Below are 15,358 nucleotides of genomic sequence, written 5' to 3' on the forward strand. Positions count from 1 at the left end.
TTCATCGCGCTTCGTATGCCTCCATCGGCTTGTCGCTGGGACTGGCCCAGGCGGCCTTCGTCAAGGCGCTGGCCGGCAGCCCGACCTTCGAGTTGTGCGGAGGAATGGGCTGCATGAACCACTTGTCGTAGAGCCGCGCGGCTTCTCCGCTCCTGGCCAGCGACACCACGCTCTGGTCGACGAGCTTCTTGAACGCGGGGTCGCCCTTCGCAAGCATGACGGCGATCGGCTCGACGCTGAGAACCTGGTCGAGCAGCTTGTACTGCGCCGGCTCCCTGCTCTTGGAGATCAGCGTGGCAAGGATCTGGCCGTCGGCCGCAAAGCCATCCACCCGGCCCGATTCGAGCAGCAGGAAGCCTTCGCTGTTGTCCTTGGCGAGCACTTCCGCGATCTCGCCCGCACCCTCGCGCTTGAGCTTCCTGAGGAGCTGGACGGAGGTGGCGCCGGTTGTCGCGGCCACCGCCTTGCCCGAGAGCTGCGCGGGCGACACGATGCCGGAGGCCGCCTTCACGGCAATGCGAACCCCTTCAACGTAGAGCGTGGGCGCGAACGCCACGTCTTTCTGGCGCGCCGTGTTGTTGGTCGTGGTGCCGCACTCGATGTCGACGGTGCCGTTCTGCACCAGGGCAATGCGATTCTGCGGCGTGACCAGCTGGTACTTCACGTGGATCTTCTCGATCTGCAACGCCCGGCCGATGTCAGCGACGACACGCTCGCAGACTTCGACGTGAAAGCCCGTGTAGCTCCCCGGCCCGAGCGTGAAGGACATGGCGCCCGAGGCGTCGCGCACGCCCATGGTGATGGCGCCGGACTCCCTGATCTTCTTCAAGGTGTCGGTTTGCGCACTGGCGCTTGCGGCGGACAGCAGCAGTGCTGCGGCAGCCGCGGCTGCAAGAAAGCGTCGTGTCTTCACGCGGCGCCTTCAGACGGCGAACAGCGAATCGAGATTCGCGAAGGACTTCATCTCGATGGCATTGCCCGACGGATCGAGGAAGAACATCGTCGCCTGTTCGCCCGGCTCGCCCTTGAAGCGGATGTAGGGCTCGATCACGAAGCGGGTCTGGCGCGCGACCAGCTTGTCGGCCAGCGCCTGCCATTGGTCCATCGGGAGGATGGCGCCGAAGTGGCGCACCGGCACGTCGTGCCCGTCGACCGCGCTGCTGGCCTTGTGGCCGCATTCATCGGGGGCGAGGTGCGCCACGATCTGGTGGCCGTGGAAGTCGAAGTCGACCCATTCGGGCGCGCTGCGGCCCTCGGGGCATCCGAGCAGCTCGCCGTAGAAGGCGCGGGCTTCGGCAATGTCGCGGACGGGGAAAGCCAGGTGGAACGGAATTCTCGTGGGGGATGCATTCATGGCGGCCATCGGTCTGTGAGTTCAGGATGGCCGGACTTTAAGCAGCGCGCCTCATAACCGAAAACGATATATTTTCTTGCTGAGCATCGATTTTTTCGATGCTCGACGCGCCCGGGGGCCAAGCGCATTCCCCCCGGGAATTCCCGGGTGCCCAGCGCGCGGCCACGATGGGATAGTTAGTTCGCCCTTCAAACTAACTAATTTCTTACACGGCGTTCTTCGCCGGGCACACCCTTCCAAGGAGAGACATCCATGCAACTCAAGCACACCCTGGCCGCCATGGCCTTCGGCCTTTCTGCCGTGGGCGCAGTGGCCCAGACCGTGGTCGGCGTGAGCTGGTCCAACTTCCAGGAAGAGCGCTGGAAGACCGACGAGGCCGCGATCAAGGCGCAGCTCGAGAAGCTCGGCGCCAAGTACATCAGCGCGGACGCGGGCGGCTCGCCCGAGAAGCAGCTGGGCGACATCGAGGGCCTGATGTCGAAGGGCGCCAAGGCGCTCATCGTGCTGGCCATGGACAAGGACGCGATCCTTCCGGCCGTCACCAAGGCCACGCGCCAGAAGGTGCCCGTGGTGGCCTACGACCGGCTGATCGAGGCGCCCGGCGTCTTCTACATCACCTTCGACAACGTCGAGGTCGGCCGCATGGAGGCGCGCGAGGTCTTCAAGGTCAAGCCCAAGGGCAACTACGTGATCATCAAGGGCTCGCCGAGCGACCCGAACGCCGACTTCCTGCGCGCGGGCCAGCAGGAGGTGCTGGACGCCGCCATCAAGAAGGGCGACATCAAGATCGTCGGCGACGAATACACCGAAGGCTGGAAGCCCGAGGTGGCGCAGAAGAACATGGAGCAGATCCTCACCAAGGCCGGCAACAAGGTCGACGCGGTGGTGGCGGCCAACGACGGCACGGCCGGCGGCGCGGTGGCTGCGCTCACGGCCAAGGGCCTGCGCGGCATTCCGGTGTCGGGGCAGGACGCCGACTTCGCGGCGCTCAACCGCATTGCGCTGGGCACGCAGACCGCGACCATCTTCAAGGACTCGCGCGAACTCGGCCGCGAGGCCGCCAGCGCCGCCATCGCGCTGTCGCAGGGCAAGCCGGTCGAGAAGGCCGCGCCCTGGAATTCCGGGCCGAAGAAGATCTCGCTGTCCTCGCGCCTGCTCACGCCGGTGCCGATCACGCGCGACAACCTCGACGTGGTCGTGAAGGCCGGCTGGATCAAGAAGGACGAGCTCTGCAAGGGCGTCCCGGCCGCCAGCGCACCCGCGGCCTGCAAGTAGCAGCAAGAAGAAGCGCCGCCGATCCGCGCCGCACTGCCGCGTCCGGCGAGCCCACGGGCCTGTCCGGACCGCCGCCGCGCACCTGTTGTTCCTTCGAGAGGACCTGAAAAATGAGCAATCCAACGCCAGGCTGGTGGCGGCGCACGGGCGTCGACCTGCGGCTCCTGCTGATGAGCGTGCTGCTGATCGCCATGGGGGTGGTCTTCAACGTGATGTCGGGCGGCGTGTTCCTGTCGCCCGAGAACCTCTACAACGTGGCGCAGCAGACGGCGGTGGTGGGCATCGTGTCGACGGTGATGGTGCTGGTGATCGTGGCGCGCCACATCGACCTGTCGGTGGGCTCGGTCATGGGCTTCGTGGGCGTGCTGATCGCCTACCTGCAATACACCTCGGGCTGGTCGTGGCCCGCGGCCTGCCTCGCAGGGCTCGCGGTGGCGCTGCTGGTGTCGATCTACCAGGGCTGGCTCACGGCGATGCTGGGCGTGCCCTCGTTCGTGGTCACGCTCGGCGGGCTGATGTCGTTCCGCGGCGCGGCCTTCCTGGTGGCCGACGGCAAGACGCAGCCCGTGAACGACGAATTCTTCCAGCGCCTGGGCGGCGGCTACGACGGCGGCATCGGCACCACCATGACCTGGGTGCTCGCGGCTTTCGTGGCGCTGGTGCTGTTCGCGCGCATGCTGCAGAAGCGCCGCGCACGCGCGCACCACGAAATGCCCAACGAGCCGCTGTGGCTGGAGCTGCTTCTCACGGCGGTGCCGGCGGCCGTGGTGTTCGTCTTCGCGGCGGTCATGAACAACTACCAGATCGCCTCGAAGGACGCGCCGCAGGGCCTGCCGATCCCGGTGCTGATCTGGGCCGTGGTGGCGATCGTGCTGTCGTTCATCGTGCACCGCACGCGCTTCGGCCGCTATGTGTTCGCGATGGGCGGCAACCCCGATGCGGCGGCGCTGGTGGGCATTCCGGTCAAGCGCGTCACGCTGATGCTGTTCGCGCTGCTCGCGGTGCTGGTGACGGTGGCGGCCATCGTGTCGATCGCGCGGCTCAATGCGGGCACCAATTCGCTCGGTACGGGCATGGAGCTGTACGTGATCGCGGCGGCCGTGATCGGCGGCACGGCGCTCGCGGGCGGCACCGGCTCGATCTTCGGCTCGGTGCTGGGCGCGCTCATCATGCAGTCGCTCGACAGCGGCATGCTGCTGCTCGACGTGCCGATCGGCAAGCGCATGGTGATCATCGGGCAGGTGCTGATCGTGGCGGTGGTGTTCGATGTTCTCTATCGCAAGCGCTTTGGAGAGAACTGAGATGAGCAATATCGACACATCCAAGACCCTCGTCGAATTGCGCGACATCCGCAAGGCCTTCGGCGGCGTGAAGGCCGTGGACGGCGTGAGCATCAACCTGCATCCCGGCGAAGTGGTGGCGGTGCTCGGCCACAACGGCGCAGGCAAGTCCACGCTCATGAAGATGCTCGCGGGCGCGTATCCGGTGGATTCGGGCGACACGCTGATCGCGGGCGAGAAGGTCCACATCCGCACGCCCGCCGAGGCGCAGGCGCTCGGCATCGAGACCATCTACCAGACGCTCGCGCTGGCCGACAACCTCGACTCCGTATCGAACCTCTTTCTCGGCCGCGAGAAGATGACCCGCTGGAACACGCTCGACGATCATTTCATGGAGGTGCAGGCGCGCAAGGTGTTCCAGCGCCTGAACAAGAACTTCACCAACATCCGCATTCCGGTGCGCCGCCTCTCGGGCGGGCAGCGGCAGGTGGTGGCGATCTCGCGCGCGTTGTACTTCAATGCGCGCATCCTGATCATGGACGAGCCCTGCGCCGCGCTCGGCCCCGAGGAAACCGCGATGGTCGGCGGGCTCGTGAAGCAGCTCAAGGCCGACGGCGTCGGCATCTTCCTGATCACGCACGACATGCCCGACGTGTTCTCGCTGAGCGACCGCGTCGCGGTCATGAAGAACGGCAGGCTCGTGGGCACCTACCGCACCGCGGACGTCACCGAAGACGAAGTGCTCGGCATGATCATCGCCGGCAAGCGCCCCGAAGGAAAAGAGCAGGCCCACAGGTGAACGAAGGCAGGGTGGCCCCGTGACCATCGGCGACCAGCAGCTGCTCAAGCGCATGAACCGCAGCGTGCTGCTGCGGCTCCTGCGCGCCCGCCCGGGCCTGTCGCGCGCACGGCTCGCGAGCGAGAGCGGCCTCACCAAGTCGACCGTGAGCCTGCTGGTGCGCGAACTGCTCGACGAGGGCTGGCTCAGCGAAGCGGGCACCACCGTTGCCGATGGGCTGGGACGGCCGTCCACGCCGCTGCGGATCAACGTCGGCGTGCGCGCGCTGATGGGTGTCGAGATCGCGGTCGAGACGGTGCGCCTGGTGTGCGTCTCGCTGCAGGGCGAGGTGCTGCATGCCGACACGCAGGCGCTGGCCGACAGCGCACCGGCCGGCGCCTGCGCGCAGGTCGCGCGCATGGCCGCGGCGGCGCACGGGCAGCTCAACGCACTGGGGCTGCGGCTGTCGAGCATCGGCGTCTGCGTGCCCGGCGCGGTGGACGACTGCACCGGCGTGGTCCGCTTTGCGCCCAACCTCGGCTGGCGCAACGTGAGCCTGCTGCCCGCGCTGGAAGAAGCCTTTGCCGCGGCCGGGCTGCCGGGTGTCACGGTGCAGCTGCAGAACGACGCCGATGCCGCCGCGCTCGGCGAGTACGAGTTCTCCGGCGGCGAAAGCGCGGACCCGCTGATCTTCGTGAGCTGCGACGTGGGCGTGGGCGCCGGCGTGGTGCTGAACGACCGCCTCTTCACGGGCGCGCAAGGCATGGCGGGCGAGATCGGCCACACCATCCTGCAGCTCGATGGGCCGCTGTGCTCGTGCGGGCGCCGCGGCTGCGCCGAGGCCTTCTTCGGCTCGCGCGCGCTCGAGCGCGAAGCGCCCGGCATGGCGCACGCGGCAGCCTTCTTCGGCGTGCTGCTGCAGAACCTGTGGGTGACCTTCGATCCGCGCGCCATCGTGCTCGGCGGCAAGTCCTGCACCGGCCATCTCGGGCTGGCGCAGGCGGCCTTCGAGTGGGTCGGGCGCCATGCCGATGCGGCCGGCATGCCCGCACCCGATCTGCGCATTGCGCGCTACCTTGCACTGGCACCCGCCGTGGGTGCCGCGGCGCTGGCGCTGCACGAATACCTCAGGCCGCTGCAGCCCGATGCGCGCACGCGCCGGGCCCGCGCCGCGCGCAGCGACGAATACCGAATACCTTCTGTTTAAAAAGATCGGCGGCAGGCGGCCGCGATTGCGGTGATGCACGGCGACATGCGCAAACCGCCTACGCGCATTGCCGCGGCCTTGGCCTAGGTTCGAGAAAAAACCTGGAGCCCACGCCATGCCCGATGCCGCCGCGCGCGTTCGTGCGCCTTCTTCCGCGCTGCTCAACATCACCGCCGTCGTCATCGGCCTAGCAGGCCTGGGGCTGGGGGCGGCAGGCGCATGGCTCGTGGTGCTCGGCGGCTCGTGGTACTACCTGGTGGCGGGGCTCGGGCTCATCGCCTGCGCGGTGCTGCTGCCGCGCGGCAGCGGCGCGGGCCTCTGGGCCTATGCGGCCGTGGTGGCGTTCACGCTGGTGTGGGCCCTGTGGGAAGTGGGCTTCGACTGGTGGCCGCTGGCAGCGCGCGGCGACGTGTTCTTCGTGCTCGGCCTGTTCCTGCTCACGCCCTGGGTGGCGCGTGCGCTCGGGCGCCGCAGCACCGCGGGCGTGGCGCCCGCGCGCGGCTTCCTCGGCGTGGTGCTGCTGGCCTTCCTGGCCGCCGCGGTGTTCTCGTGGACGCGCGATGCAACGCGCATCGAAGGCGCCATGCCGGCGGCCGCGGCACCCGCCGCGGCATCGGGCAATGCCGCACCGGCCCCGCCGAAGGACGACTGGACGGCCTATGGCGGCAACGGCATGGGCCAGCGCTATTCGGCGCTCGACCAGATCACGCCGGCCAATGTGGGCGAGCTGCAGGAGGCATGGCACTTCCGCACCGGCGACGTGCGCGGCCAGAGCGGCGACCCCGAGGAGACGACCTTCGAGGTCACGCCGCTGAAGATCGGCGAGCGGCTTTTTCTTTGCACGCCGCACCAGTCGGTGGTGGCGCTGAACGCGACCACCGGCCAGCAGCTCTGGCGCTACACGCCAGAGATCCGGCGCCCGCTGGCCTTGCAGCACCTGACCTGCCGCGGCCTGTCCTACGACCCGGGCAGCGCGGTGCGGCCCGCGCCCGCCGCGGCGGCTGCTTCATCGCCACCCGCCGCCGGCGGCGACTGCGACGCCAAGCTCTTCATGCCCACGGCCGACGGCCGCGTCATCGCGCTCGACCCCGGGAGCGGCAAGCCCTGCATGCGTTTCGGCGGCGGCACGGGCCAGATCGACCTCTGGAAGAACATGCCCAACGTGAAGCCCGGCTCGTATTACTCGACCTCCCCCGTGGTGGTGACGCGCTCCCTCGTCATCGTGGGCGGCACGGTGCTGGACAACGTCTCGACCAAGGAGACCTCGGGCGTGATCCGGGCCTTCGACATCGACACCGGCGCGCTGGTGTGGAACTGGGACTCGGGCAACCCGGACGACACCGCACCCATTGCGGCCGACCACAGCTACACGGCCAACTCGCCCAACAGCTGGTCGATCTCCAGCGTGGACGAGGCGCTCGGGCTGGTCTACGTGCCCACCGGCAACCAGCCGCCCGACCAGTGGGGCGGCAAGCGCACCGAAGGGGCCGAGCGCTATTCGTCCTCGGTGGTGGCGCTGGACCTGGCCACTGGCCGCGTGCGCTGGAGCTTCCAGACCGTGCACCACGACCTCTGGGACTACGACGTACCCTCGCAGCCCAGCCTCGTCGACCTGCGCATCGGCAGCGAGACGGTGCCCGCGCTCGTGCAGCCGACCAAGCAGGGCGAGCTGTTCGTGCTCGACCGGCGTGACGGCAAGCCCCTGACCAAGGTGCATGAACGGCCCGCGCCGCAGGGGCCGGCCGCGGGCGACCACACCTCGCTCACGCAGCCGGTGTCGGAGCTGTCCTTCGATCCGCCCGCGCTCACGCCGGCGGACATGTGGGGCGGCACCGTGTTCGACCAGCTGGCCTGCCGCATCGCCTTTCACCGGCTGCGCTACGAAGGCCGCTACACGCCGCCGTCGACCGAGGGCTCGCTGATCTACCCCGGCAACTTCGGCGTCTTCAACTGGGGCGGCGTGGCGGTCGACCCGGTGCGGCAGATGGCGTTCACCACGCCGGCCTCGCTGGCCTTCGTGTCCAGGCTCATTCCGCGCGCCGACGACACCTCGCTCTACGTGCAGGGCAAGGACCGGCCCAACGACAGCCTGCCCGCGCTCAACGAGAACTTCGGCGCGCCGTTCGCGGTGCAGCTGAGCGCCTTCACCTCGGTGTTCGGCCTGCCGTGCCAGGCGCCGCCCTGGGGCCATGTGGCGGGGGCCGACCTGCGCACCGGCCGCGTGGTGTGGAAGCACAAGAACGGCACCGTGCGCGACAGCTCGCCGCTGCCGCTGCCCTTTGCGATGGGCGTGCCCAGCCTCGGCGGGCCGATGATGACGGCCGGCGGCGTGGCCTTTCTCTCGGGCACGCTCGACTACTACCTGCGCGCCTACGACGTGGCCAGCGGCAAGGAGCTCTGGCGCAGCCGCCTGCCCGCGGGCGGACAGGCCACGCCGATGAGCTACCGCGGCAGCGACGGGCGCCAGTACGTGGTGGTGGCCGCGGGCGGCCACGGCTCGCTGGGCACGCGCACCGGCGACCACGTGATCGCCTACGCGCTGCCCAGGCGCTGAGCCTCTAGTCCGGCGCGCGCGGCGCGACCTTGTCCTCTTCGCGCCAGCCGCGCAGCCGCCGGTACAGCGTGCCGCGCGACACGCCCAGCTGCCGCGCCGCCTGCGAGACGTTGCCGCCCTGCGCCGCCAGCGTGTCCTCGATCAGCTTGCGGCTGTGCTCGCGCAGGGTTTCGCCCTGCAGCGCTTCCACCGGCACGTGGTGGGAGGCGATGGCTGGCGTGTGCTCGTGCGCCGCCAACGGCTGGGCCGCCGCCGCGGGCTCGGCGGACAACACCGCGCCGGCGTCGCCGGGCATCGCCACCGCATGCCTGAAGTCCACGCCATCCGCAGCCTTCAGGCGCGCCTGCACCCACACGCCCAGGCCGCTCGCCAGGCGCAGCGGCTGCGCGGCTTCGCGCCTTTCGAGCCGCAGCAGGCTCGCAAGGTCGTGGCCCAGCATCGATTCGACATCCCGCTCGCAGGCCTCTTCGGGCAGGCGGCCGATCAGCCGCGCGCCGGCACCGTTGAGCCAGGCGATGGTGCCGTCGGGCGCCACGCCGGCCAGCGCTTCCATCGGCGTGCCCAGCAGGGTGGGGCTGGCCTGGAAGCGCAGGATCAGGTGGTCGCGCGACTGCGCCTGCAGCAGGCGGTTCTCGATGGTCGTGGCGTAGAGCCCCACCATCGAGGCTGCATCGAAGCCGAAGCGCCGCGCCTCCATCGTGATGTCGAGCACGCCCGCGAGCCGGCCCGCCACGTCGCGGATCGGCGCCGCGGCGCACTGCATCTGCGACAGCACGTCGAAGTAGTGCTCCGCGCCGTCGACCGTGCAGGCCAGCCCGGTGGTCGCCACGATGCCCGGCGCGGTGGTGCCGACGATGCGCTCGGAAATGTTCACGCCCACGCGCGCGGTCTTGCGCAGCACCGGCTGGTGCGCGGCGGCCGGCTGGTGCGTGACGTGCACCACCACGCCTTCGCCGTCGGTCAGGATCACGCGGCAGTCGGTGCCCGCGAGCGCGCTTTCCATGCTCGCGAGTTCCTGCCGCGCCACCTCGAGCAGCTCGCGGTTGCGCGCCAGCGTGGCGTGCAGGCGGCTCGGCGTGACCGCATCGAAAGGCACGATGCGCTGCCGGTCGCTGTGGTTGCGGGTGCAGCGCAGCCACGACTGGATCACCGCCTCGCCGACCAGGCCCGAAGGCCGCACGCCTTCCTCGAAGAACTGCTGCCGCGCGAGCGCCACGCGCTGCGCGGGCGTGCTGGAAAAAAGTTGGCGCGGCGCGGTTGCCGTGCCCAGCCGTTCGAAAGCCATGCTGTTCGCCGCTCCTCGAAATGGGGGGATCAGGAAGGAAGGGGAGATCGCTGCCCCTGTCGAATGTGTTCCGCAATGGAACAGCGCCGGCCTGGGGAAATCCCGAAGGTGAACGCGAGCGCGGCACAACCGATCCTTGCGGCACAAAGGAGACCCACGATGAAAAAGATCCACTCCGGTTGGCTTGCGCTCGCCGGTGCATTGCTGTGCCTGGGCAGCTCGCCCGCCGCGGCCCAGGCCTCGGCCGCCAAGCAGGTGAACGGCGACTTCGTTCGCGCCAATGCGGCCCAGAAGAAGACGCCCGACTGGCCGAGCTACGGCCTGGACTACGCCGAGTCGCGCTTCAGCAAGCTCGACCAGGTGAACGCCGGCAACGTGAAGCAGCTGGGGCTGGCCTGGTCCTACAACCTCGAGTCCACGCGCGGCGTCGAGGCCACGCCGCTGGTGGTGGACGGCGTCATGTACGTCACCGCGTCGTGGAGCGTGGTGCATGCCATCGACACGCGCACCGGGCAGAAGCTCTGGAGCTTCGATCCGCAGGTCGACAAGTCCAAGGGCTTCAGGGGCTGCTGCGACGTGGTGAACCGCGGCGTCGCGCTGCACGAGGGCAAGGTCTACGTCGGCGCCTTCGACGGCCGCCTGATCGCGCTCGACGCGGCCACCGGGCAGAAGGTCTGGGAGAAGAACACCATCGAGGGGCAGAAGGGCAGCTACACCATCACCGGCGCGCCGCGCGTCTTCAAGGGCAAGGTCATCATCGGCAACGGCGGCGCCGAGTACGGCGTGCGCGGCTACGTCACGGCCTACGACGCGAAGACCGGCGCGCAGAAGTGGCGCTGGTTCGTGGTGCCGGGCGACCCGGCCAAGCCCTTCGAGGACGAATCGATGGCGCGCGCCGCCAAGACCTGGGACCCTTCGGGCAAGTACTGGGAGGCCGGCGGCGGCGGCACCGCATGGGACAGCTTCGCCTTCGACCCCGAGCTCAACCTGATGTACGTGGGCACCGGCAACGGCTCGCCCTGGGCGCACAAGAAGCGCAGCCCGAAGGGCGGCGACAACCTCTACCTGGGCTCGGTGGTGGCCCTGAACCCCGACACCGGCAAGTACGTGTGGCACTACCAGGAGACGCCGGGCGACAACTGGGACTACACCTCCACCCAGTCGATGATCCTGGCCAAGGTCACGCTCGGCGGCAAGGCGCGCAAGGTGCTGCTGCATGCGCCGAAGAACGGCTTCTTCTTTGTCATCGACCGCACCAGCGGCAAGTTCATCTCGGCGAAGAATTTCGTCGACGTGAACTGGGCCACGGGCTACGACAAGAACGGCCGCCCCATCGAGATCGCGGCCGCGCGCCAGAACGACAAGCCCGGCGACAGCATTCCCGGCCCCTTCGGTGCGCACAACTGGCACCCGATGTCGTTCAACCCGCAGACCGGCCTGGCCTACCTGCCGGCGCAGAACATCCCGATCAACCTGATGGACGACAAGGACTGGAAGTTCGACCAGAACGCACCGGGCCGGCCGCACGCCGCGCTCGGCTGGAACACCGCCATGTTCGCCAACGCCGAGCCGCCCAAGAGCAAGCCCTTCGGCCGCCTCGTCGCCTGGGACCCGGTGGCGCAGAAGGAAGCCTGGGGCGTGGACTACGTCTCGCCCTGGAACGGCGGCACGCTCACCACCGCCGGCAACCTGGTGTTCCAGGGCACGGCCGACGGCCGCCTGGTGGCCTACAACGCGAAGACCGGCGAGAAGCTCTGGGAAACGGCCACCGGCACCGGCGTGGTGGCCGCGCCCACCACCTACATGGTCGATGGCAAGCAGTACGTGTCGGTCGCGGTGGGCTGGGGCGGCGTGTACGGCCTCGCGCAGCGCGCCACCGAGCGGCAGGGCCCGGGCACGGTCTACACCTTTGCCGTGGGCGGCAGCGCGAAGATGCCCGAGTTCGTGCAGTACCGCATGGACAAGCTGGTGCAGGGCGTGAAGTACGACCCCGCCAAGGTCCAGGCCGGCACCATGCTCTATGTGAGCAACTGCGTGTTCTGCCACGGCGTGCCGGGAGTGGACCGCGGCGGCAACATCCCGAACCTCGGCTACATGGATGCGGCCTACATCGAGAACCTCGACAAGTTCATCCTCAAGGGCCCGGCCATGGCGCGCGGCATGCCCGACTTCACGGGCAAGCTCTCGGGCGACGACATCGAGAGCATCAAGGCCTTCATCCAGGGCACGGCCGACGCGATCCGGCCGAAGTGAGGCCGCGGGGCTGCAAGCGGCGCGGGCCGGTCAGCCCGCGAGCCGCAGCTCCTGGATCAGGCCCGCCACGTTGCCCACCTGCAGCTTGTCATAGATCGACTGGATGTGGTTGCGCACGGTGGCGGGCGAGCGGTTCAGCATGGCCGCAATGTCCTTGTGCGTGTCGCCGCGGGCCAGCAGCTCGGCAATGGTGTGTTCTCGCGGCGTCAGGCTGTCGGCCAGGCAGCGCATGCGGCTCTTGAGGAACAGCAGGCCCTGCTCCACGTGGTGCGTGACCACCACCGCCCGGCCGCTGTAGCGCGCATGGCGGCCGAGGAAGTGCGCGAGCAGCGCATCGGGCAGGGTCCGCCCGTGCCAGGACGGCCACTCGGCCTTCATCGTCGCCTCGAAGGGGCCGTCGGCGTGATAGAGCACGCCGCGCAGGTCGCCGATGGCGGAGCCGCCGGGCGCCTGGCCGCCGGCCTCGAGCCGGTCGAGATGCACGATGCGGTTGAGCGCCAGCGCCTGCATCACGTGCGGCGCCAGGCTCGCGAGCAGCTGCCGTTCGTCCTCGGTGCCGTGCGCATCGGGGTCCGAGCGGAACAGGCTGAGCCAGTGCACGAAATTCGTCTGCGGATGCACGTCCGAGCTGATGAAGAAGTTGGACTGCTCGAAGCGCTCGCCATATGCGCGCAGCTGCGCCTGGTCCTTGCGGTGGAACCAGGCATTGGCATTGAACGAGAGCGTCGACTTCGGCCGCTTGCCCACTTCCACAGCGGCGGTGTCGAGGTGCTTCACCTCTTCATAGGCCGCCAGCATTTCCGCCGGCTGGTTGTGCAGGTGGATGGTGTGGATGTCGATGCCGCTGTCGGTGCGGGTGGCGGTGCCCCACATCGACGAGTCGAAAGCCAGCACCGGCTTGATGAGATCGAGCGCGGCATCCTGGAAGGCATCGATCGGCAGCTCGTGCGAGAGCCGGTAGAGCCGCAGCAGCAGCTCGCTGAAGTCGTGCAGGGCGGCAGGCCGGGTCATCGCCGAAGTTTTCCATCGCGCCCGCGCAGCGCGCATCCCATGTTCAGGTGATTCCATCCTGCGGCCCGCCGGCGGATTTCAAGAATGATGCATTTGCATCATTTTTTTTGGAAAAGTGAAAGCTATTGTTTGCAGGCCTCGGATGGTCCGGGGCTTTCAAACCCCTTCGAAGAGCCCACCGATGCCCTCTCTCACCCGCAAGATTCCCCATGCGCTGTCCGTTGTCACCCTGGCGCTGCTCGGCGCGTGCGGCGGAGGAGGTGGAGGTGGCGGCGGCGGCGGGTTCGGCTTCATCCCGCCGGCCTCGAATGGCGGCGACCCGCCCGCGGCGGCCGGCACCACCTTGAGCGGCACCGTCGCCACCGGCGCAGCCCTGGCCGGCGCGGTGCTCACGGTGTTCGACCAGACCGGCGCCAAGGTCTGCGAAGTGACCACCACGGCCGAAGGCAGCTACAGCTGCTCGCTGCCCGCCGGCACCAAGGCGCCGCTGGTGATCCAGGCCGTGCGCGACGACCTCACCCTCTACAGCACCACCGCCAGCACCGCCACCGGCACCGCCAACGTGACGCCGCTGACCACCATCGTGGTGGCGCAGCTCGCGCCCAACGGCGATCCGGCCAAGCTGGCCGCCGCGATCCAGGCCGACGCCGGCGCCGTCACGGCCGGATCGATCGGCGACCAGGTGTCCAAGCTCTTGGCTGCGCTGCAGCCGCTGCTGAGCGCACTCGACGCGAGCATCGACCCGATGAGCGGCGAGTTCCAGGCCAACGGCACCGGCCAGGACCGCGTGCTCGACGCGCTCAACGTGTCGGTGCGCCCCGACGGCACGGCATCCAACATCGAGATCACGGTGAAGGCGCTGCCCGCCGGCGACGACAGCCCGCCGGTGTCCATCGTCTTTCGCAGCGGCGACGCCACCATTGCGGCGCTGCCCGCCATCGATGCCGCAACGCTGGTGCAGCCGCCCACGCCGGCCATGGTGCAGGCGCTGCTCGATCGCATCAACGCCTGCTATGCGCTGCCGCTCGCACAGCGCGTCGACAGCCCCATCGAGGCCGACGGCAATGCCTACGGCAGCGCCGCCAACGTGGTGGCACCGGCCTGCCGCACGCTGTTCGTGAACGACGATCCGGCCAGCTTCGTGGCGGCCGGCGCGCCCATCGGCCGCGTGAGCAGCGGTGCGCGCCGCTCGTTCGAAAGCCTGTTCCGCTTCGGCCCCACCAACCTGAAGCACGACCGCGGCAACTTCGAATACTTCCACAAGAACGGCGACATCGCTCTCACCTACCGCTGGACCGACGTCCTGGGCAACACCGACAACGACGTCTTCAACGCGAAGATCGTGGACGGTGCGCTGAAGCTCACCGGCAACGGCAACACCTACCGCGCCTTCGTGCGTCCCCAGCTCGACAAGAAGGACTACCTGAAGCACCAGAACCTGGTGTTCCATTCGGTCGGCTACGCGGTTTCGGTCGACAACGTGCGCGACGGCAATGGCAACCCGGTGCTGTCGAAGGTGGTGGCAACCACCGCATCGCTGCCCGGCAAGGAACTGGTGCTGGTGCCCAAGGCCGGCCTCAACTCGCTGGTGCTCACGCCGGACGGCACGGCCGGTTCGGCCCTGAATTCGGGGGTGTGGCGCATGTCCGCACGCTACCTGGACCCGGCCCAGCCCGGCAGCCCGAGCGATTTCGACAACGCCAACCTCTTTGCCACGCCGGCGTACACCGACGAGGAGCTTGGCAAGATCGCCGACCAGTCGGTGTGGAAGCTCGAGTTCTTCCACGCCGACGGCGCGACGCCGAACGTGGTGCAGTACGTGCGCACCTTCTCCCGCGTGCCCACCATCGCGGAAGCCGTGCAGACGCCCATGGTGGAACTCACGCCCGCGCTGCGTGCGGAAGTGCTCGCGGAAAGCCTGGGCAGCCCGCGCGGCATCGTCTTTGCGGCACCCACGCCTTCGGAGCCCAACAACGTCGACTTCAGCGCCGACGGCGGCCTCGACGGCTGGACGGTTCCGGCCGGTGCGCTCGCGCCCACCTCGTTCAGCGTCTTCGGCCGGGCGCCGGGCGCTGGCGGCGCGCGCTTCAGCGAAACCGTCACCGTGCGCAGCACCGCGCGCAAGGCCATGGTCTATTGCCAGCCGGTGGGCGCGAGCGACACGCACTGCGTGCCGGCGGGCAACAGCAGCTGGCAGTACGCCCAGGGTTCCTCGATCAGCACCTTCGGCTTCACGGCCCGCACGGCGCGCCAGGTCGACGTGCGCAAGAACTTCGAGGTGTGGACGGTCACGCTGCCCTGATTTTTTCCGCTGTCACGCCATGAAAAAAGCCGCCGGTCCCGAGGGCCGGCGGCTCTTTT

11 protein-coding genes are annotated in these 15,358 nt (G+C 68.9%); 7 read left to right on the top strand and 4 right to left on the bottom strand.

Translation table 11 applies throughout. The annotated features are described in order from the left end of the window. Position 1: 1 nt before the first annotated feature. Together AC1DMS_RS18385 and AC1DMS_RS18390 are read right to left on the bottom strand one after the other, a co-directional pair. On the bottom strand, positions 2-913 hold the full coding sequence (locus AC1DMS_RS18385) for an amino acid ABC transporter substrate-binding protein (RefSeq protein WP_478181579.1): 912 nt from the start codon (positions 911-913) through the stop codon (positions 2-4). A 9-nt stretch (positions 914-922) separates the two neighbouring features. Next, positions 923-1,354 (bottom strand): VOC family protein, encoded by a 432-nt coding sequence (locus tag AC1DMS_RS18390; RefSeq protein ID WP_278879865.1) that lies wholly within the window; start codon positions 1,352-1,354, stop codon positions 923-925. 252 nt (positions 1,355-1,606) lie between these two features. On the opposite strand from AC1DMS_RS18390, the gene xylF reads away from it, so the two are divergent. From xylF to AC1DMS_RS18415, 5 genes are all read left to right on the top strand, one after another. Next, positions 1,607-2,629 (top strand): D-xylose ABC transporter substrate-binding protein, encoded by a 1,023-nt coding sequence (gene xylF / locus AC1DMS_RS18395; protein WP_478181580.1) that lies wholly within the window; start codon positions 1,607-1,609, stop codon positions 2,627-2,629. Positions 2,630-2,739: 110 nt separating this feature from the next. Next, positions 2,740-3,930: a sugar ABC transporter permease gene (locus tag AC1DMS_RS18400; protein WP_436037373.1), complete on the top strand. Its 1,191-nt coding sequence runs from the start codon at positions 2,740-2,742 to the stop codon at positions 3,928-3,930. 1 nt (position 3,931) lies between these two features. Then, positions 3,932-4,708 (top strand): ATP-binding cassette domain-containing protein, encoded by a 777-nt coding sequence (locus AC1DMS_RS18405; protein ID WP_478181581.1) that lies wholly within the window; start codon positions 3,932-3,934, stop codon positions 4,706-4,708. A 19-nt stretch (positions 4,709-4,727) separates the two neighbouring features. After that, positions 4,728-5,894: an ROK family transcriptional regulator gene (locus tag AC1DMS_RS18410; protein ID WP_478181582.1), complete on the top strand. Its 1,167-nt coding sequence runs from the start codon at positions 4,728-4,730 to the stop codon at positions 5,892-5,894. Between the two features lie 115 nt (positions 5,895-6,009). Beyond that, entirely contained in the window at positions 6,010-8,448 is a 2,439-nt protein-coding gene (locus AC1DMS_RS18415) for a membrane-bound PQQ-dependent dehydrogenase, glucose/quinate/shikimate family (protein ID WP_478181583.1), read from the top strand. Positions 8,449-8,452: 4 nt separating this feature from the next. Here the strand turns inward: AC1DMS_RS18415 and AC1DMS_RS18420 are convergent, their stop codons facing one another. After that, complete coding sequence (locus tag AC1DMS_RS18420) at positions 8,453-9,733, bottom strand: helix-turn-helix domain-containing protein (protein WP_478181584.1); 1,281 nt, start codon at positions 9,731-9,733, stop codon at positions 8,453-8,455. A gap of 159 nt (positions 9,734-9,892) precedes the next feature. Between AC1DMS_RS18420 and AC1DMS_RS18425 the strand changes: the two genes are divergently transcribed. Continuing rightward, the gene (locus AC1DMS_RS18425; protein WP_478181585.1) at positions 9,893-11,986 is read left to right on the top strand and encodes a PQQ-dependent dehydrogenase, methanol/ethanol family; all 2,094 of its coding nucleotides are present in this window, start codon (positions 9,893-9,895) and stop codon (positions 11,984-11,986) included. Between the two features lie 30 nt (positions 11,987-12,016). Here AC1DMS_RS18425 and AC1DMS_RS18430 read toward each other — a convergent pair whose 3' ends face one another. Further along, positions 12,017-12,997: a helix-turn-helix transcriptional regulator gene (locus AC1DMS_RS18430; RefSeq protein WP_018905154.1), complete on the bottom strand. Its 981-nt coding sequence runs from the start codon at positions 12,995-12,997 to the stop codon at positions 12,017-12,019. A gap of 181 nt (positions 12,998-13,178) precedes the next feature. Between AC1DMS_RS18430 and AC1DMS_RS18435 the strand changes: the two genes are divergently transcribed. Beyond that, positions 13,179-15,299 (top strand): carboxypeptidase-like regulatory domain-containing protein, encoded by a 2,121-nt coding sequence (locus AC1DMS_RS18435; RefSeq protein ID WP_478181586.1) that lies wholly within the window; start codon positions 13,179-13,181, stop codon positions 15,297-15,299. The last annotated feature ends 59 nt before the right edge of the window (positions 15,300-15,358 follow it).

The organism is Variovorax sp. 05T418, assembly GCF_056396385.1.